The sequence below is a fragment of the Streptomyces sp. NBC_01689 genome, assembly GCF_036250675.1.
GTDB lineage: Bacteria > Actinomycetota > Actinomycetes > Streptomycetales > Streptomycetaceae > Streptomyces.
The window spans coordinates 9,145,329-9,171,927 of sequence record NZ_CP109592.1; the positions used below are offsets into that span (position 1 = coordinate 9,145,329).

Genomic DNA, 26,599 nt, shown 5'->3' on the forward strand with positions numbered 1-26,599 from the left:
GAGGCTGTGGCACCGTGGACGCAGGCCCGGTCCGTCGCTCCCCGAGGCGGCGGTCCGGGCCTCTCCACGTGCCGGGGCTCTCAGCTCCTGTCCGTCGCGCGGAGCAGAAGCAGCGCCACGTCGTCGCTGCGCGGGTCGGTGTGACGGGTGTGCCGGACAAGGGTGTCGGCGAGGGCGCCGACCGGCTGGTGCGCGGCACGGTCGAGGTGGTCCGCGAGATCGGCGGCGGCCTCGCCGATGTCGCCGCCGGGAGTCTCGATGAGACCGTCGGTGTACAGGGCCAGCAGCGCGCCGGGCGGCAGGTCGATCTCGGTGGTCCGGTAGTCGGCGGCGGAGTCGATGCCGAGCAGGAGCCCGGGGGGCAGGTCGAGGACCTGGGCGCGTCCGTGGGGATGGCGCAGGAGCGGGGGCGGATGCCCCGCGCCGGCGAGCCGGGCGCGGCGGTGCGCCAGATCGATGTGGACGTACAGGCAACTGGCGAAGAGCCCCGGGTCGAAGTCGGTGAGCAGACGGTTCGCGCGGGCGAGTACCTCGTCGGGTGCGGCCCCCGCGGTGACATGGACGGCCGTGCGGATCTGCCCCATGAGCGCGGCGGCGTGCACGTTGTGTCCCTGGACGTCACCGATGGCGGCGGCGACGGTGGTGGCGTCCAGCCGGATGAGGTCGTAGAAGTCGCCACCGACGTCCATGCCGCGGGCCGCGGGCAGGTACCGGGCGGCCGCCTCCAGGCCGGGCACCGTGGGCAGGGTGTTGGGCAGCAGGCCGCGCTGCAGGTCGTGGGCGAGCTGGTGCTTGGTGTCGTAGAGGCGGGCGCGGTCGAGCGCCTGGGCGATCAGCCCGGCCAGCGAGGTCAGCACGGCGCGCTCGTCGGGGCCGAAGGGGCGCGGGCGGTCGAAGGACAGCACCCAGCAGCCGACCGGGCGGCGGGAGACCACCAGCGGCAGGAAGGCCCATGCCGCTCTTCCGGTCAGCCGCGGCACGTCGGGGTGGAAGCGTTCCATCTCCTGCGGAGAGCCGAAGAAGAGAGGGTCTCCGGTCACGAGCGCGTGCACGGTGGGGGCCGACCGGTCGGTGAGAGGCGGTCCGTCGAAGGGCCGGAGGACCTCCTCGCGGTACCCGCGTGAGCCGACGATCTGCAGGCGGCCGTCCTCGGCCACGGACAGCACGAAACCCTGCGCGTCGAAGGTGGCCATGATCTGGTCGGCCGCCAGCTCCACCACGTCCTGCACGCTGACGGCCTGGGTGAGGGACGCGGCCAGTTGCATCAGCTCGTACAGCACGCGCGCCCGCGTCGGGACGAGGGCGCCGTCCCGTTCGCCCCGCCGCGCGGAGTCCGCCGGACCGCCGTCCTCGGCGAGGGTGACACGGACGGTGGTGCCGGAGACGTCGGGGTGCAGCTCGAAGTTCAGCCACCGGCCCGGCGGACACAGGGCCGTGAAGACGGCGGGCCGGCGGCTGATCGTCGCGGCGCGCTGGTGGTCCTGGAGGACCGGCTCGTCCAGCCAGGGCAGGGCCTCGCAGAGCGGGGCCCCGAGCAGATCGGGCGCGCTCCCCTCGACCAGTTCGCGGGCGGTGGCGTCGATGAAGGTGATCCGGTTGTCCAGATCGAGGGCGAGACAGCCCTCCGGGAGACGGTCGACGAGATCCACGGCGGCCAGCGCCTCGGTGGCCCCGGGGGTGCGGACCCGGGGCGGGTCCGGCACATGCGGACGTGCGCCGGGCAGGACCGGGCGCCCGTCCTCCGCGGCCTGCCGCAGGAACGCCCCGGCGCGGTGGCAGGCGGTGGTGACCGCGTCGCGTTCACGGGTACTCAGCAGGCGGGGATGCGTTCCGGGCCACAGGAAAGCGAGCGCGCCCCAGGCGGTGCCACCGGTGGTCACCGGCGCGGCCGCCACGGCCACGGGATAGGGCAGGGTGAGTGCGGTCCGCGGGTAGCGGCGCGCCAGCTCCGCGTGGCCGGCGACCCAGACCAGACGCTGCTCCCGTACGGCGTCGGAGACGGGCCCCTCGGCCGCGGGCTCCACCTTCTCCCACAGGGCGACCGAGCTGCCTCCGGTCGTCACCGCGAGATGGAGCACCGGCCTGCCGGGCGGGTGCAGGTAGATCCCGCACACGGAGGCACCGGTGTCCCGTACCGCCGAGAGCAGCAGGGGGCCGAGGGGTTCCGGGCCGGTGGAGCCGGTGGGCCCGACGGGCGGCGCCGGGCCGTGCGGCCCCTGCCCGTCCTGTTCGAGGGAGCACGCCCGTCCGAACCGGCGCCGGGCCGCGGCGCCGCTCATGCCGAGGCCCGCGCCGACGCGCGTCCAGTCGGCTCCGGCCTGCCGGTCGGCGCGTACCGCGGACCGCACCAGCTGTTCGGCCAGCCCGAGGATCTCCGCGGCGGCGGCACTGTGCACGCCGGACGCGGCACCGTGGCCCGCCGTCGCGGCCCTCCTCACCGGGTCGTCGGCCTCCGTCTCCTGGGACATCGTCCGGGCCCGGGACAGCAGCTCCGCGTCGGCCAGGACGAGCGCGTGACGCGCGTGGGCCGCGGCCTCCCACCGGCGTCGCGCCCGCCAGGCGGCCTGCCGGTGGGCCGGACCGCAGTACCGCCGGTTCGGTCCGGCCTCCCGCGGCAGCGGCTCGTCGCACCAGCCGCACCGAACATCACCCATATGAGCAGAATATGCCGGAATTGCGTGACGGTGCGGTTTGTCGGCGGCGAGGCACGGGCTCTCTCCGGGGTGTCACCCCCTGCCGGGACGGGTCCGGCGTGGGCTTCCCCCGCGTCCCCGCCCGGTGCCGGCGTCGGTACCGGTGGCCGGCGATTCGTGTTCGTCGATCGCCATCGGTGCGGGTGAACGACGTCCGCCGGCCGGCCGAGGTGTCGACGAACGGCGCTCGCCGTCCGGGGCGGTCCGCGCCTGGAAAGCATCCAAATAGATATTTAGTGGACCTTTGACCATGAAACGTACGACCATGGCTGTATGCCTCGGGCAGTCAACAGGTTCCGGACGCCGCTCAGCCTGATCAGACGCAGGTTCTTCCCCGGGCGGCGCGAACCTCTGGACCAGGGCGCCGGTCCCGATCCGGAACCGACCGCCCCCCGGCGCGGCCGCTTCCCGCTGATCCCGCACAGCATCGCGGGCCAGATGCTCGCGCTGGCGGTGACCATCGCGGTGCTGCTGATCGCCGCGGCGACCGCCGTCCTGGTGGTGCAGGACAGGAAGGAGGCCACGCAGGAGGCTCGCACGCGCGCCCTCGCGGTCGCCGAGACCTTCGCGCACTCCCCGGCCGTACTGGACGCGCTGAAGTCCGCCAGTCCGAGCACGACCCTGCAGCCACTGGCCGAGGCCACCCGCCGCGACGCCCAGGTCGCCTACATCGTGGTCACCGACCCCAAGGGCATCCGCTACAGCCACCCGGACCCCCACGCGATCGGCCTGCCCTCCAACGCCACCGTGTGGCCCGCCACGGTCGGCCGCACCTTCACCGACGAGGTCGTCGGCAGGAGCCTGCACTCCCCGTCGATCCGCGCGGTGGTCCCCGTCTTCGACGCCCGCCACACCGTGGTCGGCACCGTGATGACCGGCGTGCCCGTCGCCAGCGTGATCCACCAGGTCGACGGACAGCTGCCACCCCTGCTCGGCTCCGCCGGCGTCGCCCTCGCCCTGTCCATGGGAGGGATCGCCTGGCTGAGCAGGCGGCTGCGCCGGCAGACCCACGGCCTCGGACCGGCCGAGATCACCCGGATGTACGAGCACCACGACGCGGTGCTGCACGCGGTCCGCGAGGGCGTCCTCATCGCCGACCGCGACCGCCGACTGCTGCTGGCCAACGACGAGGCGCACCGCCTGCTCGGCCTGCCGCCCGACGTCCAGGGGCGGCACGCCGACGACCTCGCGCTCGGCCCCGCGCTCACCCGGCTGCTCGCCTCCGGCCGGGTCGCCACCGACGAGGTGCACCCCGCCGGCGACCGCCTCCTGGCGGTGAACCAGCAGCCCACCCTCTGGAACGGCCGCGTGCTGGGCACCGTCACCACCCTGCGCGACACCACCGAACTGCGCTCCCTCGCGGGCCAGGCGGACGTCGCCCGCGAACGTCTGCGGCTCCTCTACGACGCCGGCATGACCATCGGCACGACCCTCGACGTGAGCCGTACCGCGGAGGAACTGGTCGCCGCCTTCGTCCCGCGCTTCGCCGACCACGCGATCGTGGACCTCTCGGACTCCGTCCTGCACGGGGAGGAACCGCACGGCGACGACACCGGACCCCTGCGTCGTGCGGCCCGGCTCCCCCTCCCCGGCGCTCCGTCGTCGCGCGCCGTGGGGGAACTCGTCCACTATCCGCCCTCCTCGCCACAGGCCCGAAGCCTCAAGACCGGCAAGCCCGTCGCCGAACCGGAGCCGGCCGCGGAGTCCGCCGCGGGCCCGCACTGCGTCCCGGGCCCCCTGAGGTCCCCGGACCTCCCCGACCACGTGATGATCGCCGTACCGCTGCGCGCGAGGGGCGCGGTGCTGGGAGTGGTCGGGCTCTTCCGCGCCAAGGCCGCGCGCCCCGACGGCGGCGGCCCCTTCGACACCGAGGACCTGTCACTCGCCGAGGAACTGGTCCACCACGCGGCCGTCTGCATCGACAACTCCCGGCGCTACGCCCGCGAGCACGCCACCGCCGTCTCCCTCCAGCGCAGTCTGCTGCCGCACGACCTGCCCGAGCAGAACGCCGTGGACGCGGCGCACCGCTATCTGCCCGGAGAGGCGACGACGGCCGGCGGCTGGTTCGACGTCATCCCGCTCTCCAGTGCCCGGGTCGCCCTCGTCGCCGGTGACGTGACCGGACACGGGCTGCACGCCGCCGTCGCCATGGGCCGCCTGCGGACCGCCGTCCACAACTTCTCGGACCTGGATCTGGTCCCCGACGAACTTCTGGCCCGGCTCGACGATCTCGTCATCCGCCTCGACCGTGACGAGGGACGCCCGGCCGACGGGAAGCCCCGGTCCGGCACCGCCCGGGCGGCGGACGGTTCCGTACTCACTGGGGCCACCTGCCTGTACGTGGTCTACGACCCGGTCCGCCGGCAGTGCGTCATGGCCCGGGCCGGTCATCCACTGCCGGTCCTGATCCTCCCGGACGGCACCGCGGACTTCCCCCGCATCCGCGACTGCCCCCCGCTGGGCATGGGGGGCCAGCCGTTCGAGAGCCTCACCGTAGACATCCCCGAGAACAGCAGGCTCGTCCTCTACACGGACGGCCTGCTCAAGCACCACAACCCGGAGCCGGCCACCGGACAGGACTGGCTGCGACAGGTGCTCGCCCGCCCGGGGCGGTCCCCCCGGGAGACCTGCGACGCCGTGCTCGACGCCCTGGTACCCGACCGGCTCGGCCACCCCGGGGACGACATCGCCCTCCTGGTGGCCCGCACGCGCGCCCTGGACGACGATCACCTCGCCTGCTGGGACGTCCCCGCGGACCCCGCGATGGTCGCCGAGACCCGTGCCGCGGTCGAACGCCGGCTCACCGAATGGGGACTGGACGACGCCGTGTTCACCACGGAACTGATCCTCAGCGAACTGATCACCAACGCCATCCGGTACGCCTCGCCGCCCATCGAACTGCGCCTGCTGCGCGACCGCACCCTCATCTGCGAGGTCTCGGACGCCAGCAGCACATCACCCCACGTGCGGCGCGCGGCGACCACGGACGAGGGGGGCCGTGGCCTCTTCCTCATCTCGCAGCTCACCCAGCGGTGGGGCACCCGCTACACCCCGCGCGGCAAGGTGATCTGGACGGAACAGAGCCTGGAGCCCGAAGAGGAAGCGGGGGAATGACGCTGCACCCGTGTCCACCGGCGGCCCGCCGGGCGATGATGCGGGCATGACGTTGGCGACGGAGTTCACACGGTTGTGCGGAGTGCGGCACCCGATCGCGCTGGCCCCGATGGGCGGGACGGCCGGTGGCGCCCTCGCCTCGGCCGTCTCCCGAGGCGGCGGTCTCGGGCTGCTGGGCGCGGGTGGCGGCGACCTCCCGTGGCTGGAGCGGGAGTTGCCGCTCGTCGCGGAGGGCGGTCACGCGCCCTGGGGCGTCGGATTCCTGGCCTGGGCCGCAGAGGTGGAGGCAGTCGAGCGAGCGCTGGAGTACGGGCCCACGGCCGTGATGCTGTCCTTCGGCGACCCGGGCCCGTTCGCGGAACGGATCCGCCGGGCCGGGGCGCTGCTGATCGTCCAGGTCACCGATCTGGAGGAGGCGCGCCGTGCCCTGGATCTGGGCGCCGACATCGTCGTGGCACAGGGCACCGAGAGCGGGGGGCACGGCGCCCGCCGGGGTCGCTCCACGATGGCGTTCGTCCCGGTGGTGGCCGATCTCGCGGGACCGGTACCGGTGTTGGCGGCCGGCGGTATCGCCGACGGCAGGGGAGTCGCCGCGGCGCTGGCGCTGGGGGCGGCCGGGGCGCTCATCGGAACCCGGTTCCACGTCGCCGCTGAATCGCTGGCCGATCCCTCGGTCACCCGGGCGATCGTCGAAGGACGCGGGCAGGCCACGGAGCGCAGCGGCGTCCTCGACATCGTCCGTGGCTCCCGCTGGCCCGCCGCGTACACCGCCCGCACGCTGGCCCATCCCTACCTCGACCGGTGGCGGGGACGTGAGGCCGAGCTCGCCGCCGATCCCCGGGCCGCCGAGGAGTACCGGGACGACGTGGCGCGCGGCGTCGTCCCGCCGCTGCCCGTCTGGGCCGGGGAAGGCGTCGACCTGATCGACGACCGGCCCTCCGCGGCGGACCTCGTGCGGACCCTGGCGGCCCGGGCCGAGGAAGCGCTGACGCGGGCAGCACCGGGCTCAGCCGATCGGCCCTAGCCAGGAATGACCGACGCCCTCGACCGCCCTGGCCCCGCGGGGAACGTTCCGTGGGTGGTGCCGGGCGGGCGGCTACGCGCTCTTCGCGCCGAGACCGACGAGGTCGGCGAGGTGGCGCCACCGCGCGCGCGGCGGGGCCTCTCCGCCGTCTCCGGTGATGATCTGCAGGGCCAGGTGATCGGCGCCCGCCGTCCGGAACTCGGCCAGACGGGCGCGGATCGCCTCGTCCGTGCCCCAGACGGCGAGCGCGTCGACCAGACGATCGCTGCCGCCCCCGGTGAGATCGTCGTCCGAGAAGCCCAGACGTTCCAGATTGGCCGCGTAGTTGGGCAGCTGAAGGTAGTAGTCGAGGAATCCGCGGGCGATCTCACGCGCCTTGGCAGGCTCGCTCTCCAGGACCACGGTGACCTCGGGAGCCAGCAGCGGCCCCTCGCCCAGGACTCCGCGGGCCTGCGCGACGTACTCAGGGGTGACCAGGTACGGGTGGGCGCCCGCCGACCTGTCCCGGGCGAGCCGCAGCATCTTCGGCCCGAGGGCGGCCAGGACCCGGCGCTCCGTGGGGACGGGTGTGCCGGCGGCGTCGAGGGCATCGAGGTACTCCACCATCGTGGAGTAGGGCCGCCGGTAGTTCTGCGCCAGCTGCGCGTGGCTCGCTCCCAGACCCAGGAGGAACCGGTCGGGGTGGGCCCGCTCCAGCTCGGCCCGCTGCCGAGCCACCGTGTCGGCGTCCTCGTACCAGATGTTGAGGATTCCGGTGGCCAGCACGACCCGCCCGGTCGCCCCGGCCAGCCGGGCCGCGTGCCGCACGCTGCTGCTGCCGCCGAGCCAGATCGTGCCGAAGCCGAGTTCCTCCAGCTCGGCCGCGGCGTCGAGCAGTTCGCTCTCCCGCGCGGGGTCCTCCGACCGCAGCTCGTGGCTGAAGATGCCGTACGGACCCGTGGCGAGCCGCGGTGCCGTGAGGTGTGGGGTGTTCAACGTCTGCTCCTTGCTGGGCGGACCGGCCCGTGCGTGCCGTGCTCCTGTCCGCAGGGGTGCGACACGCAGGTAGGTCTCTCGGTGGGCGTGGGGGCCTGGGGGCGTCGGGAACGGGGTGCTGGTGCGCCGCCTCGCGGGCGACGGTGCGGGGTCGGGGGCCGACGGGTCGGGTGTGCCGATCCGGGCAGACGACCGCCACGGTCCCCATCGGATCCCATCCGGAGGGCAGATCCAACACCACGCGCTCGGTGTCGCGGCAGAACCTCGTGGAGGAGACCCGGGCGGAGCCCACGCCCTTCCCGCTTCCCGGCGGGGGCGACGAGGAGGTTCCGCACCGCCGCACCCATGGCGACCACGAACATCTCCCGCACGGCGCGGCTCCGGAGAGCGCCCGGTGTGGGCGAGGGAGTCTCTCACGTAAACCCGGACTCCAAAAGAGTTTAAGGTGGTCTTTGGTTTCCTGGTATAGAATGAGGTCATGACGGAACAGGATCAGCCGGTGACCATCGACCCGAATCGGCCGATGGACATCCTCGACGCGGCGTGCCCCAGTCGTGACGTGTTCGTGAACCTGGCTGACAAGTGGGCGCTGCTGATGCTGGCGAGCCTGCGGGAGCTCGGTGCCCAGCGGTACTCCGGACTGCAGCGCTCCCTCGGTGGGATCAGCCGCAAGATGCTCTCCCAGACCCTGCGCACGCTCGAACGCGACGGACTGGTGCTGCGCAGCGTGGACCCCCAGGCGAGCCCGCCCCTGGTGATGTACGGACTGACCGACCTCGGCAGCGAGATCGCCGAGGAGACCAAGGCGCTGTGTGCCTGGACCGAGAAGCGCGCGGCCCAGGTCCACGCCGCGCGGGTCACCTACGACGAGCGCCACAGCACCGACCAGGCGGTCCGGGCCGACGCGTGAGGTCCGTGACCGGGACCGCTTCCGGCGCGCTTCCGTTCCGTCGGGTGCTCCTTCGCGCGGTCAGGTGCCGAGCAGGCCGGTGACACGGTCCAGGCATGCCTGGTAGAAGGCGCCCACCCCGGCCGCGGCCTCGTCCCCGGGGACGCCGGGGACGGGTTCGAAGGATGCCGTCCACTCGATCGCCGAGCGGTCCGGGCCCTCCTCGACGACCGTGATCCGGGCGGTGAAGTCGCGGACCGGGAGGGGGCCGGGGTCGTCGAAGCGATAGTGGTGGAACCGCTTCCCCTCGTCGAGCAGCCGCTCGACGAGCCGTCCGCCGTCGTGCAGGGTCAGGGTGCGCGTGCGGAGGCCGGTGTCCGCGACGGTCCCGGCGATGCCGGGCATCCAGGACTCCACGGAGTAGAAGTCCCCGATGAGACCCCACACCGTGGACGCGGAGGCCGGGTACTGCTGCTTCTTGCTGAAGGTCGTCATGAGCTCGTTCTCAGGTCGGTGGTTCAGTGGTTCGGTTGCCGGTGGTTGCCGGTGGGCCGGCCGGGGCGGTGCGGGGCCGGGCGGAGGGGCGGTGGTGGTGCGGGGCGCGGTGGGGCGAGGAACGAACGGTGGTTCGCCGCCGATGCGAACGCCGCCTCCTCACACGTCGGTGACGCGCAGGCCCGCGTGGGCCTTGTAACGGCGGTTCACCGAGATGAGGTTGGCGACCAGGGCCTCGACCTGGTGGGCGTTGCGCAGCCGGCCCGCGTACACGCCGCGCAGTCCCGGGATGCGGGCGGTCAGGGCCTGTACGAGGTCGGTGTCGGAACGGGTGTCCCCGAGGACGAGGACATCGGTGTCGAGGGACCCGACGGCCGGATCGGTGAGCAGCACCGCCGACAGGTGGTGGAACGCGGCCGTCACCCGTGAGTCCGGCAGGAGCGCGGCGGCCTGTTCGGCCGCGCTGCCCTCCTCCGGACGGATGCCGTAGGCGCCCCCGGCGTCGAAGCCGAGCGGGTTGACCGAGTCGATGACGAGCTTGCCCGCCAGCTCCCCACGCAGTGCCTCCAGGGTCGCCGCATGCCCCTCCCAGGGCACCGTGACGATCGCGATGTCGGCGAGCCGGGCCGCCCGGGCGTTGTCGGAGCCGGTGATCCCGAGACCGAGTTCGGCGGCGGCGGCCTCGGCGCGTTCCGTGGTGCGCGAGCCGATGATCACCTGCTGGCCGGCGAGAGCGAGCCGGTAGGCGAGTCCGCGGCCCTGCGGTCCGGTGCCGCCGAGGACGGCGACCACCAGCCCGGACACGTCGGAGGTCGTCTCGGGGAGCCGCCGCCCGGACGGCGCCGTGGTGGGCGAGATGTCAGTGGAGGTCATGAGGAGTGATTCCTTCGGGAACGAGGACGAGGGGTGGCCGGTGGGGGAGTGGGTGGTCGGTGGTCGGAGGTGCGGGATCGAGGGCGGCGCGGGTGTGCCGGCCCACGCCGAGGCGTCGGGCGATCCGCAGGTCGTCCACGGTGTCGACGTCGAGCCGGGCGCCGGGCACGTCCGGACCGGTGATCTCGTGCGCGCCGCCCAGCAGGTGGCGTTCGCGGGAGTCTCCCTCGAAGGCCGGTGCCAGCCACCTCGGGCGGGCGGCGGCGAGGAACGTGGTGCCACGGCCGGTGTGATCGGCGAGGAACGCTCGCGGGTGCTCCGCCGCGGAGTCCAGCACCGTGGCCAGTTCGCGCGGGCGCAGCGCGGGCAGATCGGTGGTCAGCACCGCCATCGGACCGTTCCCGGTGATCGGCCGCGCGTGCCGGACCGCCGTACGGATGGCCGCGTTGAGTCCGGCCGCGGACTGGTCGGGCACGGCCAGGGCGCCGGCGGACCGGGCGTCGGACGCTGCCCGCTCGTCGTCCGTCACCACCAGGACGCGGGCCACCCCGGTGGTCCTGAGCGCGGCTTCCAGGGTGTCCCGGAAGAAGGCGTGTGCCAGGGCCTCGCGCGGGACCGCGGGACCCGAGGTCAGCCTGCTCTTGGCCCGCGCGAACGGTTTCACCGGGAGCACGACGGTCCAGGTCGTCGGCACGGTGGTCACTCCGTCGCCGCGGCGCCCGTGGGAAGGGCGCGCGGGGTGGTCGGGGCCAGGGGGAGCAGTTCGGGCAGGCGGCCGTCCGCGGCACGTCCGGCGGCGACGCGCTCGTCGGGCACCTCGCCGTAGGTGGTGGTGCGCTGACGGGCCGGCCGGCCGGCCGCCTCCGCGACGGCCTCGAGTTCGCGGATGGACCGGTGGGAGCCGTAACTCGATCCGGCCATACGGGAGATGGTCTCCTCCATGAGTGTGCCGCCGAGGTCGTTGGCACCCGAGCGGAGCATCTCGGCGGCTCCCTCGGCCCCGAGCTTGACCCAACTGGTCTGGATGTTGGGGATGTAACCGTGCAGCAGCAGCCGCGCCATCGCGGTGACCGCCCGGTTGTCCCGCATGGTCGGGCCCGGCCGGGCCACCCCGGCCAGATAGACGGGCGCGTTGGTGTGGATGAAGGGCAGGGTGACGAACTCGGTGAAGCCGCCGGTCTCCTGCTGGATCCCGGCGAGCAGCCGCAGGTGGGCCAGCCAGTGGTGGGGCTGGTCCACGTGGCCGTACATCATGGTGGAGGAGGACCGCAGGCCCAGCTCGTGCGCGGTCCTGATGACCTCGACCCAGGTGGCGGCGGGGAGTTTGCCCTTGATGAGGATCCAGCGGATCTCGTCGTCGAGGATCTCCGCCGCGGTGCCGGGGACGGTGTCGAGGCCCGCTTCCTTGGCGGCGGTCAGCCATGCGCGGACCGACATCCCCGTACGGGTGGCGCCGTTGACGACCTCCATCGGCGAGAAGGCGTGCACGTGCATGCCCGGTACGCGCTCCTTGACGGCCCGCGCGATGTCGAAGTAGGCGGTGCCCGGCAGGTCGGGGTGGATCCCGCCCTGCATGCACACCTCGGTGGCGCCGACCTGCCAGGCCTGCTCGGCCCGGTCGGCGACCTGGGACAGGGAGAGGGTGTAGGCGTCGGCGTCCGTACGGCGCTGGGCGAAGGCGCAGAAACGGCAGCCGGTGTAGCAGACGTTGGTGAAGTTGATGTTCCTGGTGACGACGTAGGTGATCTCGTCGCCGACGGTGTCGCGGCGCACGTCGTCGGCGATCCCGGTGAGCGCGTCGAGTGCCGCCCCGTCGGCGTGGAACAGGGTCAGCGCCTGATCGTCGGTGAGCTTCGTGGGATCGTCGGAGGCCCGCGCCAGAGCCGTACGCACGTCGCCGTCGAGTCGTTCGGGGACACCGACGGCGGCGGACTTCTCGCGGACGGCGTCCCAGTCGCCGTAGGCGTCGTCGAAGTCGCCGCGGCGGTCGCCGGTACGGCCCGTGGTGTCGACGGTCCGGTGCAGGTCGGTGCGGCCTCTCGCGACGAACACCTCGTCCGGTTCCTGCCACGGGCGGCCCTCCACCACGGCGTCCGCACGGGCCAGTCCGGTCTCGGGATCGGCGAGCGCGGTGACGTGCGGCAGCAGCCGCGGGTCCAGCCACGGTTCGCCCCTGCGGACGTATTCGGGGTAGATGGTCAGCCGTTCCCGCAGTGCGAACCCCGACTCGGCGGTGCGCCGGGCCAGTTCGTCGATCTGCGGCCACGGGCGCTCGGGATTGACGTGGTCCGGGGTGAGCGGGGAGACGCCGCCCCAGTCGTCGATGCCCGCCTCCAGCATCAGCGCGTACTCGGCGTCCACCAGGTTCGGCGGCGCCTGGATGCGCGCGGTGGGTCCCAGCACCACCCGGGCGACCGCGATGGCGGCGGCGAGTTCGTCCAGTTCCGCGTCCGGAATGCCGCGCATCGCGGTGTCCGGTTTGGCGCGGAAGTTCTGCACGATCACTTCCTGGACCCCGTGGTACTCCCGGGCGACCCGCCGGATCGCGAACAGTGACTCCGCGCGCTCCTCGTACGTCTCGCCGATGCCGATCAGGATCCCGGTCGTGAAGGGGACGGCGGACCGGCCGGCGTCCTCCAGCACCCGCAGCCGTACGGCCGGATCCTTGTCGGGAGAACCGTGGTGCGGGCCGCCGGGCTCGCTCCACAGCCGGGCCGCCGTGGTCTCCAGCATCATGCCCATCGAGGGCGCGACCGGCTTGAGCCGCTGAAGGTCGGTCCACGACATGACCCCCGGGTTCAGGTGCGGCAGCAGCCCGGTCTCCTCCAGCACACGGACGGACATGGCGCGCACGTACGCGAGCGTGTCGTCGTAGCCGTGCGCGTCCAGCCACTCCCGGGCCTCCGGCCAACGGTCCTCGGGCCGGTCCCCGAGCGTGAACAGGGCTTCCTTGCAGCCCAGTTCGGCGCCCCGCCGGGCGATCTCCAGAACCTCGTCGGGGGACAGGAACATTCCGTGGCCGGCCCGCCGCAGTCTGCCGGGAACCGTGGCGAACGTGCAGTAGTGGCACCTGTCCCGGCACAGGCGGGTGAGAGGGATGAAGACCTTGCGGGAGTAAGTGATCACGCCCGGACGGCCGGCGGCCTCCAGGCCGGCGTCCCGGATCCGTCCCGCGGTGGAGACCAGGCCGGCGAGGTCGTCGCCGCGGGCCCGCAGCAGGACCGCGGCTTCGCCGACATCGAGGGACACACCGCTCGCGGCCCGCTTCAGGGCGCGCCGCATGCTGTTCGCGGTCGGCCGGTCGGATGCGGCTGTTTCGGGGGAACTCGTCATGGTGCTCAGGGACTTCCTGTGGGGTCAGATGTCACCTGCGAGCGGACTCGCCGGAGGGGGAGGGCACACGGCCGGCCCGGACAGGCCGGTCGGATGGGCGTGATGGCGGAGACGCCCTCGACCGAGGCACTGGCGGTGAGGGGTTGACGCACCGTCGGTCGATGTCGTCCCGGGGCCGTGGAACCGGCCGTGTCGCGGGTCCGGTTCGCCGCGGGGCCCGGGTGGGACGGCGTCGGGTGCCGCACCCCACCCGGGAGACGGGGCGGAGGTCAGCCCTCGTCCGCCACGGGCTCCAGGACGAAGAGCGGGATGTCACGCTCGGTCCCGGCCCGGTACTCGACGAACGGCGGGTACGCGGCGTCCGCGCGCTTCCACCACGCCGCCTTCTCCTCGCCCTGGAGCTCCCGGGCGATCATGTCGCGCTTGACCGCGTGGTCCTGCACCTCCACGAGAGGGTGCGAGACGACGTTGCGGTACCAGGACGGATGGGTGTCGGCGCCTCCGTTGGAGGCGGCCACCGCGTAGGAACCGTCGTGCTCCACGCGCATGAGGGGCATCTTGCGGATCTTGCCGGACTTCGCGCCCTTGGTGGTCAGGATGATGACCGGCAGGTCCAGGAAGGTCCCGCCCTCCGCGCCGTCGGTCGCTTCGTACTGCGCGACCTGTTCGCGCACCCACTCAGTGGCACTCGGCTCGTACTCACCGTTCAGAGGCATGGTTCGTGCTCCTAGTCGTTCTTCACTCTTCACTGCACGGGCCGTGGGGATCCTCGCGGCCCGGGACGGGGGAATTCCGGTACGGGTCAGGCGGCGGCCAGTGCGGCGCGGCCCGCCACCAGGGCCGCGGCCTGGGCGGCGACACGTGATCCGAGGTGCTCGGCGGTGGCGATGTCGGCTTCGTGCACCGTCTCCACGCCGCCGTCCTGAGGGGTCTGAGCCCCCGCGCCGACCCAGAATCCGAGGCGGTTGAGATCGCGCTCACTGGCCTGGAGGGCGTTCCAGCCGGGGGCCAGTCCGAGTCCCACCCAGATCATGTGGTGCTGTGCGGCGAACGCGGCGAGGAAGTTCAGTGTGTTGAGCTTGTCCCCGCTCTTGGAGGCGGAGTTGGTGAAGCCGGCCGCGATCTTGTCCGCCCACGTTCCGCGGAGGTACCGGCCGCTGCTGGCCTCCGCGAAGGCGTGGAAGCCCGCGGACGCGCCACCCATGTAGGTGGGCGTCCCGAAGATCACGGCGTCCGCGGCGTCGAGCAGGCTCCACTGCGCGTCGGTGATGGTGTCCACCGCGACGAGGTCCACCTGCGCGGCGCCCTTCGCGGCTCCACGGCCCACGGCTTCGGCGAGCACCGCGGTGTGCCCGTAACCGGAGTGGTAGGCGACGACGACGCGAACTTCCGGGGATACGACCTGAGACATCAAGACTCCTTGGTAGGTTTGGTTACTAAAGTAGACCACATCTTTTTGAGTGTCCATATGCGGAAAAGAGGTCAAGTTCTCATTGGGGTGCGACGCCGGGCCGTGGGGGGATCCGCGGTTCGGTGGTGGGTCGGTCCCGGCCGTGCGCAGCCGCTCGGCGGACGGTTGTGGTCCGCGTGGACCACAACCGCGTACCGTGGCGTCATGGGCAGGAAGCGAGGCTTCGACGAGATCGAAGTGCTGGACGTCGTGCGTGACCGGTTCTGGGGCACCGGGTACGAGGGGACCTCCACCTATGACCTGATGGACGCGACCGGACTCGGCAAGGGCAGCATCTACAAGGCGTTCGGCAACAAGCGCGAGCTGTACGTGCGGGTGTTCGCCGACTACTGCCGGGATCTCGTCGCGCAGGCCCGCGAGCAGTTGCGGAGCGGTTCCGACGCGGTGCCGGCCGCGCCGCTGGCGCGCCTGGAGCGCTACCTGCTCTCCATTGCCGCCGCCTTCGCCGCGGAGTCGCCCCACCGCGGCTGCTTCCTCACCAAGGGAACCTCGGACCTCGCGGGCGAGGATGCGGAGGTGGCCCGGATCGCCCGCCGCGCCTTCGACGACCTCGCCGCCGCGTTCGCGGCGGTGATCCGTGAGGCGCAGGACGCCGGAGAGGTGGCCGACCAGGTCGACTCGACGGCCCTGGGGTATCTGCTGCTGAGCGTCATCAGGGGTGTCGACTCCCTGGCCAAGGCCGATGTCGACGGGTCCACGCTGGAGCGGACGGTGCGCTGCGCCATGGCCCTGATTCCTCCTCCCTCCGGGGACTAGCGCCCCGTCGCGGGAGCGTCACCGCCCACGACCGGGGCCTGTGGTCCGCCTCACATGTTTGTTGACCGCATGGACCACTACTCATATTGTGGTCCATGCGGTCAACAAAAAATGTTCCGTCCGGCGCCCGGCTTCTCCGGGCGGGCGGCGGACCGCCCGGCCCCCCGCCGCTCCGCGGACCGCCCCATGTGTACATGCCGATCCCCGGTCCTGGACGGTACGAACCCCGCCGGACGCGCGGGCAGGGGCCCCGGGAAAATCCGACACGAAAGCGAGTGATCCCCGATGAGCACCGTCGAGGAGAAGAACAAGGCGATCGTCCGCGAGGCCTTCGACACCCTTTTCAACCAGCGGGACTACACCGCCGCCGAGAAGTTCTGGTCACCCGACTACCTTCAGCACAGCGCCCACATCGCGCCCGGCCGCGAGGGGCTCTTCGAACTGATCAGGAGCCTGCCCGCCGAACTGACCCACGAACTCGACCTCATCATGGCCGACGGCGACATGGTGATGGTGCGGGGGCGGTTCTCCGGCCACGGGCTGCCCGCTCCCTGGATCGCGGCGGACTTCGTCCGCATGAAGGACGGCGTCCTCGCCGAGCACTGGGACATCATCGAGGACGAGGCGTCCCGGGCCACCTCCGTCAGCGGCCTGCCGATGTACGGGGACACCTTCCCCGAGGAGCGCTGAAGCCGCAGCCGCCCCCCCCGCCACCGGGCCGAACACCGTGGGCGGGGCCCGGGTCGACGCCGGCCCGGCTCGGACACACCGGAATCAGACAGTGAGAGGACGACAGGTGGGTGGCGCCATGGGAAACACGAGTACCCCGACGGACCTGAGCGATTTCCTCAGAGTGCGGCGGTCGCGGCTCACCCCCGAGGACGTGGGCCTCGCCCCGGCAGCCGGCCGACGGCGTGTCGCGGGTCTGCGCCGCGAGGAGGTCGCGCGGACCGCGGGCATCAGCGTCGACTACTACACGCGCATGGAACAGGGCCGGGTCACCGGCGCCTCGCCCGGCATCCTGGACGCGCTCGCGACCGCTCTGCGCCTGGACGACGTGGAGGCCCGGCACCTGCACCGCCTGGCCGGCGCGGGCTCCCGTCCCCGGCGCCGTCGGGCCGCGCCCGTGGAGGAGCGACCGCAGACGGCGCGGCCGATCCTGAGGACGATGCTGGAATCCCTGCACGGCATGCCCGCCCTCGTCATGGGGCGCGGCATGACGGTGCTCGCGTGGAACCGTGCCGCGGCGGCGTTGCTGGGCGACTTCGCGGGCATGGACCCGGCGGACCGCAATCTCGCGAAGCTCATCCTCCTCCACCCCGGATCCCGTTCCCTGTACGCGCATCGGGACGTCTGCGCGCGAGAGGCCGTGGCGTACCTGCGGCTGGAGGCGGGCCGGTACCCGGACGACCCGGTGCTCACCTCGGTGGTGAGTGAACTGGCCCTCAGGAGCGCGGAGTTCCGCACCCTGTGGGCGGAGCACCCGGTCCAGGACAAGACCTCGGGCACCAAGGCCTTCCACCACCCGGTCGTCGGTGAACTCCGGGTGACCTACGAGACGTTGCGGGCGGCCGACGACCCCCGCCAGGCCCTGCTGGTCCACACGCCCGCCGACAGCGCCTCGTCGGACGCCCTGCGGCTGCTCCTGGACTGGACGGCCGACGCGCCCGCGACCGCCGTCCTGCCTCACGGACACCGCTGAGGTCCGGAATCCGCACGGCCTCCCGGACCGCCCGGGAGCAGGGACCGGCCGCCCGCACCGCCCGGGAGTACGAACCGTCCGCCATCGCCGCCGTGGCCCAGGTGGTTCCGGTCGGCCCGCCCGTGGACGAGCGCGCCGGCATCCGGCCACCGTCCGTCACGCCCCCGCGCCGGAGGAATGACCGGTCAACGCGTCGGAGCGCAGGGCGCCGTCGCTCCCCGTTCAGCCGAACGACTGGACGTCCAGGGCGAGTTCACCGGGGAAACGAACCGCGGGGCACACCGACGCTCAGCGGCGCAGCTGCGTCTCCTGCCCCATGTGCGACAGCTTCTCGGGGTTGCGCACGGCGTAGAGCCCGGTGATCAGGCCATCGTCGATGCGCACGGCCAGAACCGTGTCGACCGCGCCGTCGAGCCGCAGCAACAGCGCCGGGTAGGCGTTGACCTGCACCGGTCGCAGCGATGCCACGACGGCCCTGGCCGCTCCGGCGGTCAGCAGGCGGGCCACCTTGTCGGCCCCCACGACGGGACGCAGCACGGCCTGCTTGATCCCGCCGCCGTCCCCGATGAAGACCACGTCCGGCGAGAGGATGTCGAGCAGCCGCTGCAGGTCGCCCGTCTCCGTGGCCCGGCGGAAGGCGTCGAGCGCGACCTGGGTCTCGGCGGGGGAGACGATCTCCCGCGGCCTGCGTGCCGCGACGTGCGCCCGCGCCCGGTGAGCGACCTGACGCACCGCCGCCGGACTCTTGTCGACGGCCTCGGCGATCTCGTCGTACGCGAGGTCGAAGACCTCGCGCAGGACGAACACCGCCCGCTCGGTCGGGGACAGGGTCTCCATCACCAGCAGCATGGCCATCGAGACGCTGTCGGCCAGCTCGACGTCCTCGGCCACGTCGGGCGCGGTCAGCAGGGGCTCGGGCAGCCATGAGCCGACATAGGACTCCTTGCGGCGGCCCAGCGTACGCAGCCGGCCGAGCGCCTGCCGCGTGGTGATCCGGACCAGGTACGCACGCTGATCCCGCACCGCGGTGAGATCGACGCCCGCCCAGCGCAGCCAGGTCTCCTGCAGGACGTCCTCCGCCTCGGCGGCCGAGCCGAGCATCTCGTACGCGACGGTGAACAACAGATTCCGATGGGTCACGAAGGCCGCGGTGGCGAGGTCCGCCCGTCCCCCGCCTGAGGTCCCTTCGATCGTCTCTTCCTTGGGCTCACTGTGCTCGCTCCGCACCGGCTGCTCCCGTCCGTCGGCCCTGTGCCGTCCGCACAAGACACCGTTCCCCACGGCTTTGTGACATCCACGAAGGGTGGCGCAGGTCACACCGTGACCCGGTCACAGGGTGCGAGGCGGCGGCATCTTGTGTGCATCCAGCGCATCGCCACGAGTGAGGACGACATCATGGACGCACGGTTCAACATGTTCGAGAACGCGATCGCCGCCAAGTTCGGCAAGCGGTTCGCCAACGCCGCCCTGGTCATCCACCAGTCGCCGCTGCCGAAGTCCACCCAGGAACTGGTCTCGTTGCGGGCCAGCCAGATCAACGGCTGCGGCTGGTGCGTCGACATGCACACCAAGGAGGCGACGGCCGCCGGTGAGAGCGCGGTCCGGCTCCATCTGGTCGCCACCTGGCGGGAGTCCACCGTGTTCACCGAGGCCGAGCAGGCCGCGTTGGCTCTCGCGGAGGAGGGCACCCGGCTCGGTGACGCCCACCACGGGGTGTCCGACGAGACCTGGGACCGGGCGCGCGCGCACTACGACGACGACCAACTCGCCGCGCTGGTCTCCTTGGTGGCCCTGATCAACGCGGCCAACCGGCTCGCCGTGATCGTGCACCAGCGGGGAGGCTCCTACGAACCCGGCATGTTCGCGGCCGCGGTCCACTGACCGGACGGGACCGGGGGACGCATCCGGCCCTGCCCCGGACCACGCGGTCCGGGGCAGGGCCGTCTCCCGCGGCGGGGGAGGGCATCGTCAGGGGTGCGACGCGGCGTCCGGCGCGGGCTTCCGGGTGACGCGTGCCGGAGTTCCGGACGAGACGACGAGTCCGATGACGGCGGCGGCGACGGCCGCCCCCGCGCAGACGGCGAAAAGGACGCGGTAGGCGGTGAGCGAGGGGAGTTCGAAGCCGCCGATCCGCAGGGTGATGGCCGACAGCAGGGCACCGCCGACGGCGCTGGCCAGGGAGCTGCCGAGGCTGCGGGCAAGGGCGTTGATGCCGTTGGCCGCGGCGAGTTGGGGCAGGGGGGTGTGGGCGTTGATGAGCGAGGGCAGGGCCGCGTACGCGACGCCGGTGCCCGCTCCGACGATCGAACTGCCGAGGACGACCTCCCAGAGCGCGTCGACCGCGACGATGCGGAACACCAGCCCGGCGGCGATCACCAGCGCGCCGACGGTCAGGACGCGCGCGGCCCCCCAGTTGTTGATGATCCTGGCGGCGACGGGCGCCAGCAGGAGCATCAGGACACCGCTCGGCAGCAGGCACAGACCGGCGGTGAGGACCGAGGACCCGAAGCCGTAGCCGGTGGCCGCCGGCGCCTGCACGTACGAGGAGGTCCCCGTGAAACCGGCGAACAGCGCGAAGCCCACGAACATCGCGGCGATGTTCGTCAGCGCGATGGCCGGGCGACGGAGCGCCGACATGTCGATCAGGGGATTGGACACCCGGGACTCGGCCGCCGTGAGGGCCGCCAGCGCCACGACGGCCACGGCGAAAAGGGAGATGACACGCGCCGAACTCCAACCCCAGGTGCTGCCCTGCGAGATGGCCGGCACCAGGCAGGCCAGCCCCGTGGTCAGCAGGACGATGCCCGCCCAGTCGATCCGGCGCTCGTGCGAGGCGGGCGGTTCGGAGACGAGGGCGAAGATGAGGACGCCGCTGATCACCGCTCCGCCCGCGCCGATCCAGTAGAGGATGTGGTAGTCGGCGTTGTCACCGATCAGGCCGGCCAGCGGGAGCCCGAGGGCGCTGCCGATCCCGAGCATGGCGCTCACCAGCGCGGTCGCCGAACCCCGGCGCTGCTCCGGCAGGACGATGGCGAGCAGGCTGATGCCGAGGGGGATGGCCGCGGCCGACAGCCCCGCCACCGCCCGGCCGATCAGCATGACGCCGAAGTCCGAGGTCAGGGCGTCGATCGCCGAGCCCACGGCGAGGCCACCTAGGCTGATCAGCAGGACGAGACGCCGCCCGAACATGTCGGCCAGCCGGCCCAGCACGGGCACGGAGACCGCGGCGACGAGCAGGGTCGACGTCAGCAGCCACTGGGCGTTGCCCGTGGTGGTGTGCAGATCGGTGGTGAGGGTGGGCAGGACCGGGATGATCAGCGTCTGTGCCAGCGCGGCGGCGAGTGCGCCGAGCCCGACCGCGATGATCTTGAGGTTCGTCCCCGGTCCCGGCCGTGCCGGGCTGTCCTGGTCATGTGGCGAAAGGGGGTCGAGGCTCGTCCCGGTCATCCCTGCGGCCTGCCCGTCCTGAGTAATGTAATCGGGTGATTACATCGGCGACCCTAGGGGTGGCCGGGCGGTCAGTCAATCGGTTGATTGCATGAGGGAGGATGGAGCCATGGACACCACTCCGCCCGCCCCCGCCGGGGAGCCGCGCCCCAGGGACGCCGAAGCCACCCGCCGTGCGCTGCTGCGAGCGGCGCGCGGACGCTTCACCGTCCTCGGCTACGACCGCACGACGACACGCGACGTCGCCCACGACGCCGGGGTCAACCTCATGCTGATCAACCGGTACTTCGGCGGCAAGCCGGGCCTGTTCCAGGCGGTCGTGGCCGCGTCGCCCGACCCGCTGGCCGAGGACGAGTCCTCGCGGGGGGACATCGTCGACGACTTCCTCGACGGCCTCCGCCCCGACGCGTGGCCGGAGTTCGGCAGTCACCCCATGCTGCTGCTGCTCCGTGACAGCAGCGTCGACGAGGAGATCCAGGACCTCCGCACCCTCGCCATGGACAAGGCGGTCGACCGGATCGTCGCTTCGGGACGGGGCGACTCAGGGGGCGCGGCCGCGGCACCGGGCCCCGAGACCCGGTTGCGCGCCCAGTTGCTGCTGGCCCTGTTCAGCGGGGTGGTCGCCCTGCGGTCGATGGCCCCCGTGGAGCCGTTGGCGTCCGTCGAGGCCGACGACCTGCGCTCGGCCCTGGAGGACGCGATCGAGGCGCTCATCGGGCCCGCGCGGCACACCCGTCGCTCCTCCGCGGGCGAGGAGACGGTGGCGCGGTCCAGCACGGAGGGCTCTCGACCGGTGCCGATCGTGGTCAGGGCCGCCGAGCGGGACGACCTGTCCGCGCTGGTCCGCCTGCGTGTGGCGAATGCCGAAAGGCATGTCCGACTCGATCCGGTCGTTTACCGCGTGCCCGAGAGCGAGGCCGTGCGCGGGCACTTCCAGGAGGCGCTGTCGGCCGGGTCCACGGTGGTGATCCTGGTCGCCGAGGTGGCGGGTGAGGTGGTGGGCATGGTGGAGCTGGTCCCGCTGCCCGATCCCCCGGACCATCAGATCCTGGTTCCGCGCCGCGCCGCCGACGTTCACACCGTCGTCCTGGAGGGGCATCGCGGGGAGGGCGTCGGGTCCGCCTTGCTGACGGCGGCGGAGCGGACCGCCGCGGAACGCGGCATCTCGATCATCCATGCCGGCATCTTCACGCGGAACGAGGAAGCCGTGCGCTTCTACTCCTCGGCCGGTTTCAGGCCGCGCGGGACCTTGCTGAGCAAGGAACTGGGGTCGGCCCCAGCCGGTTGAAGCGCCCGACGCACCGAGGGGCGCCGGACCCGACGCGTCGCGCCGCGGCCCCGGCGGCTCGCTCGGTGCGGAGCGAACCGCCGGGGGCAGGACACAGTGCCGTCGGACGGATGCGGACGTCCGGCGTACCCCCGGGGTGGCTACCAGCCCACGGCGACCAGGAGCCACTGCGGGTTGCCGTGGGAGACGAAGGAGGACTGGCCCGCCACGTCGTCGTAGGGGAAGCCGTAGGCGAGGTGGTTGATGGCGTTGTCGTGCCAGAACTTGGCGTAGTAGTTCGCGGGCGCCGCCTTGTAGTACTGAGCGGGATCGGACTGCTGGGAGGCCGGCAGCGTGGCCACATGCCGGTTGAGGGCGGCGCACATGTCGGGATCGGCGGCGAGGGAGGCGGCGCAGCCGAAGATGTCGGAGGTGGCCGCGTTGACGCCGACCGACTGCGCGTACGAGGTGAAGTAGTTGGCGTTCGCCCCGCCGGCGCGGAAGCTCGGGTCGCTGCCCGGCGCGATGATCCGGTACGGGGCCTGGGTCCGCGCCAGCACCTTGAACTGGTCGGGCACCGCGTCGGTGAAGCGCTGGATGGTCGTGGCCCGGTCCTCGGCGAAGGTCTGCCGGTTCTCGCCGACCTCGACGTCGTAGCCGTCCTTGGCGTGCAGCCGCATCGCCAGCTTCAGGCCGAAGGCGTCGACCCGGGTGGTGTTGCCGTTGAAGACGTTGTTGCCGACCGTGAACTCGATGAAGTCGAAGTAGGGGCCGTTCGGCGATCCGAGGTAGAAGTACATGCGGCCCGCCGAGTTCGCCGGCATGTCGAGGTGGGGCTGTTCGGCGATGGAGTGGACCTGGCCGTTGAAGCTCCAGTACACCTGGCTGTCCGGGTACTTTCCGTTGGTGCGGTTGAGGATCTTCACCTCGACGGCGTTGTTCGCCTGCGGTATGTCGCTCGTGCTGCCCCAGAAACTGTCCGGAGGAGTCGTGCTGCCGGGCCCGTAGACCTGGAACTCCCACAGCGAATAGCCGTACGGGGTGGCTCGCGTGGTCCCGGAGACGCGCACGTAACGGCCGCTTCCCGTGACGGCGAGATTCTGGGTGCCGCCGGTGGCCGTGGTGGTGGAGTAGACGCTGGTCCAGTTGTTCGCGTCCGTGGAGGTCTGGATCTGGAAGGCCTTGGCGTAGGCGGCCTCCCAGTTCAGGGTGACGCGGGTGATCTGCTGCACGGAGCCGAGGTCCACCTGGACCCACTGCGGGTCCGCGAAGGCCGAGGACCAGCGTGTACCGGGGTCGCCGTCGACCGCGGCCGACGCCGGGAAGGAGGCGTTCTCCGTCGACGAGGCCGTGGCGGGGCGTCCCTGGGACAGGAGTTGGTCGGCGGCGTGCGCGGACGTCGGTGTCAGGGCGGCGACACAGGCGACGAGCAGCGCCACGACCAGGCCGAGAGCCGTGCGGGAACGTAAGACGGTGCTCGGAGATCTGACGGTGAGTGCGCTGGCGGAAGGCTGCATGGAATCTCCTCAGGCCGAGCCGGCGTGCGTGGGGGTTGGAGCAACCGCAGACGTGAGAGCGCTCTCTCGGGTTGTATCCCCGCCTCTGCCCGGCGTCAACAACTGAAGCCGAAATCAACGGAGTTCATGGTTCGCGGGCCGAGCGGCGGCGGCAGTGACGGCGGGGGCATGTCCGGAGGGCCGGGACCGTTCGGGCTCTGACCGCTCGGACGATCTCAAGCCGTCTCGTCTCTACACCACTTGACGTGTCGCAGGGGAGCGTGCCGACCCGCTGTGTGCGGTGGCACCCGGGTGATACCTGGCGCGCCCCGACCCTCTGCGTGTGCGTCCTCATGCGGTTTCTGGGCCGGGTCCGTCGGGTGCCGGATCCGGTGGGCGGTGGGTGGTGGGCGGTGGCCGATGAGCGATGGGTGGTGGTCCGGTGGGCACGACCGCCGCGTCGAACGCGGCGTCCCGATGTTCACGCCCGCCACCTCGCACCTCACCCGCCACCCCGCACCCCGCCCGCCTGGCCGTCCGCCGCGTGCCCCCCGCTCCGCGAGCCCTCCCGTGGCTGCCCGCCGGCCCCCTCTGAGACCTGCGGCACAGATCTCTTGACCTCGCCCCTAAACCGGTTTAGTTTCGCCGCACAGCTTATTAAATCGGTTTAGACACTGGAGGAGCTCATGGCGAACCGCCCCACCATCGCCGACGTCGCTCGGCGGGCCGGTGTCTCCCGCAGCTCTGTGTCGTTCGTCCTCAACGGCCGGCCCGGACTCTCGGCGGAGACCACCGCCAGGATCCGCGCCGCCATCGACGAGCTCGGCTGGCGGCCCAGCCGCCCGGCCCAGGCGCTCTCCCGCGGCAAGGCGGGTGCGCTGGGCCTGGTCGTGACCCGGGAACCGGGCCTGCTCGGAGCCGACCCCTTCTTCCCTGCCTTCATCGCCGGGATCGAGTCCGTGCTGTCCGAGCGGGGCGACGGGCTCGTCCTGCACGTCACCGATGTGGGCCGGGAGCGGGCCGTGTACGAGCGGCTCGCCGCCGACCGCCGGGTCGACGGCGTCTTCGTCACCGACCTGCGGGTGGACGACCCCCGCCCCGCCCTGGTGCGGGCCGTCGGACTCCCCGCCGTGGTGCTCGGACGGCCGGAATGGGCCGAGGGGCTGTGCGCGGTCGAACTGGACGACCTTCCGGCGTTCGAGTCGGCCGTCGGGCACCTCGCCGAGCTGGGACACAGCCGGATCGCCCACGTGGAGGGACCGGCGGAGTTCCGCCACGCCCAGCGGCGCCGCCGCGCGTGGCAGGACGCGATGGCGGCGCACGGGTTCGCCACCGACCTGGTCCGCCCCGGCGGCTTCACGGCGCAGGGCGGGGCCGCGGCCACGCGTGAACTGCTCGCCCTGCCCGAGCCTCCGACGGCGATCGTCTTCGCCAACGACCTGGCGGCCACCGCCGGACTCGCCGTCGCCCAGGAGTTGGGGGTGTCCGTGCCCGGTGACCTGTCGGTGATCGGCTACGACGACACACCTCTGGCCCGGTTCACGCACCCGCCGCTGTCGTCCGCCCGCGCGAACGCCGAGGGCTGGGGCATCGCGGCGGCCAGGGCACTCGATCAGGTCGTCAGGGACGGCAGCGCGCCCGATGTGGCGCTGCCGCCCGCCGAGTTCCTGCCCCGGGGATCTGTGGGCCCGGTCCCGACCGCGTAGCGGAGGAGCGGGGCACCCCTCGGGAGCGCGTCCGGCAACGGGGCCGGACGTGAAGAGTACGGAGAGATCATGTTCAGGAGAACGGCGTCGGCGCTGCTCGCGCTGGCGATGGCGGGGGCACTCGCGGCCTGCGCCCGGTCCGGTCCCGACGCCGCGGTCGCGGCCAAGGCCCACGGACCGATCAGGGTCTGGCTGTCCAACAACGCCCAGGAAGCGGCGTGGGGCGAACAGATGGTCGCGGACTGGAACAAGCTGCACCCGGGCCAGCGCGTCACCGCGCAGAACATTCCCGCGGGCAAGACCTCCGAGGAGGCCATCAGCGCCTCGGTGATCGCGGGCAACACGGCCTGTCTGGTGTTCAACACCTCGCCCGCGTCCGTCCCGCAGTTCCAGAAGCAGGCGGGGCTGGTGAATCTGGACGACTTCCCCGGCGCCGAGCGCTACATCGAGGACCGCAGCGGCTCACTGGCCGACCAGTACCGCTCCGAGGACGGCTCGTTCCGGCAACTGCCGTGGAAGAGCAACCCGGTGATGATCCTCTACAACAAGAAGCTCTTCAAAAAGGCCGGGCTTGACCCGGACCACCCGAAGCTGGCGACCTACGACCAGTTCCTGGACACCTCCCGCACCCTGGTGCACAGCGGCGCGGCCAAGGCGGCCATCTGGCCCGCGCCGAGCAGCGAGTTCTTCCAGTCGTGGTTCGACTTCTACCCCGCCTTCATCGCCGAGAGCGGCGGCAAGGCGCTCGTCGAGAAGGGCACACCGCAGTTCGACTCGCCGGCGGGCCGCAAGGCCGCCGACTTCTGGCGCAGCCTGTACGCGCAGAAACTTGCGCCGCAGGAGGCCTACCCGGGTGACGCGTTCGGCGACGGGAAGGCGGCGATGGCCACCGTCGGACCGTGGGCGATCGCCGCGTACAAGGACAGCGTCGACTGGGGCGTCGTCCCCGTACCCACCTCCGACGGCCGACCCGCCTCCGCGGTGCACACCTTCAGCGACCTGAAGTCCGTCGCGATGTTCAGCGCCTGCAAGAACCGCGCGACCGCCTGGGACGTGATGAAGTTCGCCACCTCGCGGTCCCAGGACGGCAAGTTCCTCGCCGCGACCGGGCAGATGCCGCTGCGCCCCGACCTGACCGGCACGTACCCGGACTGGTTCGCGAAGAACCCCGGCTACAAGATGTTCGCCGACCAGACGCGTCGCGTCGTGGACGTGCCCAACGTCGCCGGTTCCATCGACATGTGGCAGGCGTTCCGCGACGCGTGGACGAAGTCCGTCGTCTTCGGCCGCCAGCCGGTCGACTCCGCCCTGCGGGACGCCGCGGGGAAGATCTCCGACATCCTCGCCGAGTACTGAGG

Annotated in this window: 21 protein-coding genes and 1 pseudogene; 10 read left to right on the plus strand and 12 right to left on the minus strand. The window is 72.3% G+C overall.

Annotated features, from left to right (window positions below; all coding sequences use genetic code 11):
- Positions 1 to 80: 80 nt before the first annotated feature.
- Positions 81 to 2,654 carry a SpoIIE family protein phosphatase gene (locus OG776_RS39140; RefSeq protein WP_329323441.1) on the minus strand — a complete coding sequence of 858 codons (2,574 nt, stop codon included), beginning with the start codon at positions 2,652 to 2,654 and terminating at the stop codon, positions 81 to 83.
- A gap of 312 nt (positions 2,655 to 2,966) precedes the next feature.
- On the opposite strand from OG776_RS39140, the gene OG776_RS39145 reads away from it, so the two are divergent.
- Positions 2,967 to 5,807 (plus strand): SpoIIE family protein phosphatase, encoded by a 2,841-nt coding sequence (locus tag OG776_RS39145; RefSeq protein ID WP_329323442.1) that lies wholly within the window; start codon positions 2,967 to 2,969, stop codon positions 5,805 to 5,807.
- A gap of 46 nt (positions 5,808 to 5,853) precedes the next feature.
- On the plus strand, positions 5,854 to 6,831 hold the full coding sequence (locus OG776_RS39150) for an NAD(P)H-dependent flavin oxidoreductase (RefSeq protein WP_329323443.1): 978 nt from the start codon (positions 5,854 to 5,856) through the stop codon (positions 6,829 to 6,831).
- Positions 6,832 to 6,903: 72 nt separating this feature from the next.
- On the opposite strand, the gene OG776_RS39155 is transcribed toward OG776_RS39150, so the two are convergent.
- The gene (locus OG776_RS39155; protein ID WP_329326604.1) at positions 6,904 to 7,806 is read right to left on the minus strand and encodes an LLM class F420-dependent oxidoreductase; all 903 of its coding nucleotides are present in this window, start codon (positions 7,804 to 7,806) and stop codon (positions 6,904 to 6,906) included.
- 148 nt (positions 7,807 to 7,954) lie between these two features.
- Positions 7,955 to 8,201 (minus strand): annotated as a pseudogene (locus OG776_RS39160) (coenzyme F420-0:L-glutamate ligase); the annotation flags it as partial.
- Between the two features lie 83 nt (positions 8,202 to 8,284).
- Here OG776_RS39160 and OG776_RS39165 point away from each other — a divergent pair.
- Positions 8,285 to 8,716: a winged helix-turn-helix transcriptional regulator gene (locus OG776_RS39165; protein ID WP_261994587.1), complete on the plus strand. Its 432-nt coding sequence runs from the start codon at positions 8,285 to 8,287 to the stop codon at positions 8,714 to 8,716.
- A gap of 60 nt (positions 8,717 to 8,776) precedes the next feature.
- Here the strand turns inward: OG776_RS39165 and OG776_RS39170 are convergent, their stop codons facing one another.
- The 6 genes from OG776_RS39170 to OG776_RS39195 form a co-directional block, all read right to left on the minus strand.
- Positions 8,777 to 9,190 (minus strand): SRPBCC family protein, encoded by a 414-nt coding sequence (locus tag OG776_RS39170; RefSeq protein WP_148009750.1) that lies wholly within the window; start codon positions 9,188 to 9,190, stop codon positions 8,777 to 8,779.
- Between the two features lie 159 nt (positions 9,191 to 9,349).
- Positions 9,350 to 10,063: an NADPH-dependent F420 reductase gene (gene npdG, locus OG776_RS39175; RefSeq protein WP_148008893.1), complete on the minus strand. Its 714-nt coding sequence runs from the start codon at positions 10,061 to 10,063 to the stop codon at positions 9,350 to 9,352.
- Positions 10,050 to 10,757, minus strand: coding sequence for a 2-phospho-L-lactate guanylyltransferase (gene cofC / locus OG776_RS39180; protein WP_329323445.1), 708 nt, complete (start codon positions 10,755 to 10,757; stop codon positions 10,050 to 10,052). Before cofC ends, npdG begins: the two co-directional genes overlap by 14 nt.
- Before the next feature lie 5 nt (positions 10,758 to 10,762).
- Positions 10,763 to 13,396 carry a bifunctional FO biosynthesis protein CofGH gene (locus tag OG776_RS39185; protein WP_329323446.1) on the minus strand — a complete coding sequence of 878 codons (2,634 nt, stop codon included), beginning with the start codon at positions 13,394 to 13,396 and terminating at the stop codon, positions 10,763 to 10,765.
- Positions 13,397 to 13,665: 269 nt separating this feature from the next.
- The gene (locus tag OG776_RS39190) at positions 13,666 to 14,112 is read right to left on the minus strand and encodes a nitroreductase family deazaflavin-dependent oxidoreductase (RefSeq protein ID WP_148008896.1); all 447 of its coding nucleotides are present in this window, start codon (positions 14,110 to 14,112) and stop codon (positions 13,666 to 13,668) included.
- 86 nt (positions 14,113 to 14,198) lie between these two features.
- On the minus strand, positions 14,199 to 14,807 hold the full coding sequence (locus OG776_RS39195) for a flavodoxin family protein (RefSeq protein ID WP_148008897.1): 609 nt from the start codon (positions 14,805 to 14,807) through the stop codon (positions 14,199 to 14,201).
- Positions 14,808 to 15,011: 204 nt separating this feature from the next.
- Between OG776_RS39195 and OG776_RS39200 the strand changes: the two genes are divergently transcribed.
- The 3 genes from OG776_RS39200 (at position 15,012) to OG776_RS39210 (ending at position 17,325) form a co-directional block, all read left to right on the plus strand.
- Positions 15,012 to 15,623: a TetR/AcrR family transcriptional regulator gene (locus OG776_RS39200; RefSeq protein ID WP_187285586.1), complete on the plus strand. Its 612-nt coding sequence runs from the start codon at positions 15,012 to 15,014 to the stop codon at positions 15,621 to 15,623.
- Positions 15,624 to 15,908: 285 nt separating this feature from the next.
- Positions 15,909 to 16,313, plus strand: a complete 405-nt coding sequence (locus OG776_RS39205) for a nuclear transport factor 2 family protein (RefSeq protein ID WP_148008899.1) — start codon at positions 15,909 to 15,911, stop codon at positions 16,311 to 16,313.
- A gap of 118 nt (positions 16,314 to 16,431) precedes the next feature.
- Positions 16,432 to 17,325: a helix-turn-helix transcriptional regulator gene (locus OG776_RS39210; RefSeq protein ID WP_148008900.1), complete on the plus strand. Its 894-nt coding sequence runs from the start codon at positions 16,432 to 16,434 to the stop codon at positions 17,323 to 17,325.
- A 288-nt stretch (positions 17,326 to 17,613) separates the two neighbouring features.
- On the opposite strand, the gene OG776_RS39215 is transcribed toward OG776_RS39210, so the two are convergent.
- Complete coding sequence (locus OG776_RS39215; RefSeq protein ID WP_187285587.1) at positions 17,614 to 18,552, minus strand: RNA polymerase sigma-70 factor; 939 nt, start codon at positions 18,550 to 18,552, stop codon at positions 17,614 to 17,616.
- A 168-nt stretch (positions 18,553 to 18,720) separates the two neighbouring features.
- On the opposite strand from OG776_RS39215, the gene OG776_RS39220 reads away from it, so the two are divergent.
- On the plus strand, positions 18,721 to 19,206 hold the full coding sequence (locus OG776_RS39220) for a carboxymuconolactone decarboxylase family protein (protein WP_148008901.1): 486 nt from the start codon (positions 18,721 to 18,723) through the stop codon (positions 19,204 to 19,206).
- An 87-nt stretch (positions 19,207 to 19,293) separates the two neighbouring features.
- Here the strand turns inward: OG776_RS39220 and OG776_RS39225 are convergent, their stop codons facing one another.
- Entirely contained in the window at positions 19,294 to 20,772 is a 1,479-nt protein-coding gene (locus OG776_RS39225) for an MFS transporter (RefSeq protein ID WP_329323447.1), read from the minus strand.
- Positions 20,773 to 20,881: 109 nt separating this feature from the next.
- Between OG776_RS39225 and OG776_RS39230 the strand changes: the two genes are divergently transcribed.
- The gene (locus OG776_RS39230; protein ID WP_329323448.1) at positions 20,882 to 22,060 is read left to right on the plus strand and encodes a GNAT family N-acetyltransferase; all 1,179 of its coding nucleotides are present in this window, start codon (positions 20,882 to 20,884) and stop codon (positions 22,058 to 22,060) included.
- Positions 22,061 to 22,200: 140 nt separating this feature from the next.
- On the opposite strand, the gene OG776_RS39235 is transcribed toward OG776_RS39230, so the two are convergent.
- The gene (locus tag OG776_RS39235) at positions 22,201 to 23,556 is read right to left on the minus strand and encodes a beta-1,3-glucanase family protein (protein WP_329323449.1); all 1,356 of its coding nucleotides are present in this window, start codon (positions 23,554 to 23,556) and stop codon (positions 22,201 to 22,203) included.
- Between the two features lie 665 nt (positions 23,557 to 24,221).
- Between OG776_RS39235 and OG776_RS39240 the strand changes: the two genes are divergently transcribed.
- Both OG776_RS39240 and OG776_RS39245 read left to right on the plus strand, forming a co-directional pair.
- Entirely contained in the window at positions 24,222 to 25,241 is a 1,020-nt protein-coding gene (locus tag OG776_RS39240; protein WP_148009727.1) for a LacI family DNA-binding transcriptional regulator, read from the plus strand.
- A gap of 69 nt (positions 25,242 to 25,310) precedes the next feature.
- A complete protein-coding gene (locus tag OG776_RS39245) occupies positions 25,311 to 26,597 on the plus strand; it encodes an extracellular solute-binding protein (RefSeq protein WP_148009726.1) in 1,287 nt (428 codons plus the stop codon).
- Positions 26,598 to 26,599 lie beyond the last annotated feature (2 nt).

Excerpts from the sequence above, each read along its gene's own strand:
- OG776_RS39230 (WP_329323448.1), top strand. The coding sequence starts at position 20,882 with ATGGACACCACTCCGCCCGCCCCCGCCGGGGAGCCGCGCCCCAGGGAC.
- OG776_RS39165 (WP_261994587.1), top strand. The coding sequence starts at position 8,285 with ATGACGGAACAGGATCAGCCGGTGACCATCGACCCGAATCGGCCGATG.
- OG776_RS39220 (WP_148008901.1), top strand. The coding sequence starts at position 18,721 with ATGGACGCACGGTTCAACATGTTCGAGAACGCGATCGCCGCCAAGTTC.
- OG776_RS39245 (WP_148009726.1), top strand. The coding sequence starts at position 25,311 with ATGTTCAGGAGAACGGCGTCGGCGCTGCTCGCGCTGGCGATGGCGGGG.
- OG776_RS39145 (WP_329323442.1), top strand. The coding sequence starts at position 2,967 with ATGCCTCGGGCAGTCAACAGGTTCCGGACGCCGCTCAGCCTGATCAGA.
- OG776_RS39195 (WP_148008897.1), bottom strand. The coding sequence starts at position 14,807 with ATGTCTCAGGTCGTATCCCCGGAAGTTCGCGTCGTCGTCGCCTACCAC.
- OG776_RS39190 (WP_148008896.1), bottom strand. The coding sequence starts at position 14,112 with ATGCCTCTGAACGGTGAGTACGAGCCGAGTGCCACTGAGTGGGTGCGC.
- npdG (WP_148008893.1), bottom strand. The coding sequence starts at position 10,063 with ATGACCTCCACTGACATCTCGCCCACCACGGCGCCGTCCGGGCGGCGG.
- OG776_RS39200 (WP_187285586.1), top strand. The coding sequence starts at position 15,012 with ATGGGCAGGAAGCGAGGCTTCGACGAGATCGAAGTGCTGGACGTCGTG.
- OG776_RS39185 (WP_329323446.1), bottom strand. The coding sequence starts at position 13,396 with ATGACGAGTTCCCCCGAAACAGCCGCATCCGACCGGCCGACCGCGAAC.
- OG776_RS39170 (WP_148009750.1), bottom strand. The coding sequence starts at position 9,190 with ATGACGACCTTCAGCAAGAAGCAGCAGTACCCGGCCTCCGCGTCCACG.
- OG776_RS39225 (WP_329323447.1), bottom strand. The coding sequence starts at position 20,772 with ATGACCGGGACGAGCCTCGACCCCCTTTCGCCACATGACCAGGACAGC.
- OG776_RS39150 (WP_329323443.1), top strand. The coding sequence starts at position 5,854 with ATGACGTTGGCGACGGAGTTCACACGGTTGTGCGGAGTGCGGCACCCG.
- OG776_RS39205 (WP_148008899.1), top strand. The coding sequence starts at position 15,909 with ATGAGCACCGTCGAGGAGAAGAACAAGGCGATCGTCCGCGAGGCCTTC.
- OG776_RS39140 (WP_329323441.1), bottom strand. The coding sequence starts at position 2,654 with ATGGGTGATGTTCGGTGCGGCTGGTGCGACGAGCCGCTGCCGCGGGAG.
- OG776_RS39210 (WP_148008900.1), top strand. The coding sequence starts at position 16,432 with ATGGGAAACACGAGTACCCCGACGGACCTGAGCGATTTCCTCAGAGTG.
- OG776_RS39240 (WP_148009727.1), top strand. The coding sequence starts at position 24,222 with ATGGCGAACCGCCCCACCATCGCCGACGTCGCTCGGCGGGCCGGTGTC.
- OG776_RS39235 (WP_329323449.1), bottom strand. The coding sequence starts at position 23,556 with ATGCAGCCTTCCGCCAGCGCACTCACCGTCAGATCTCCGAGCACCGTC.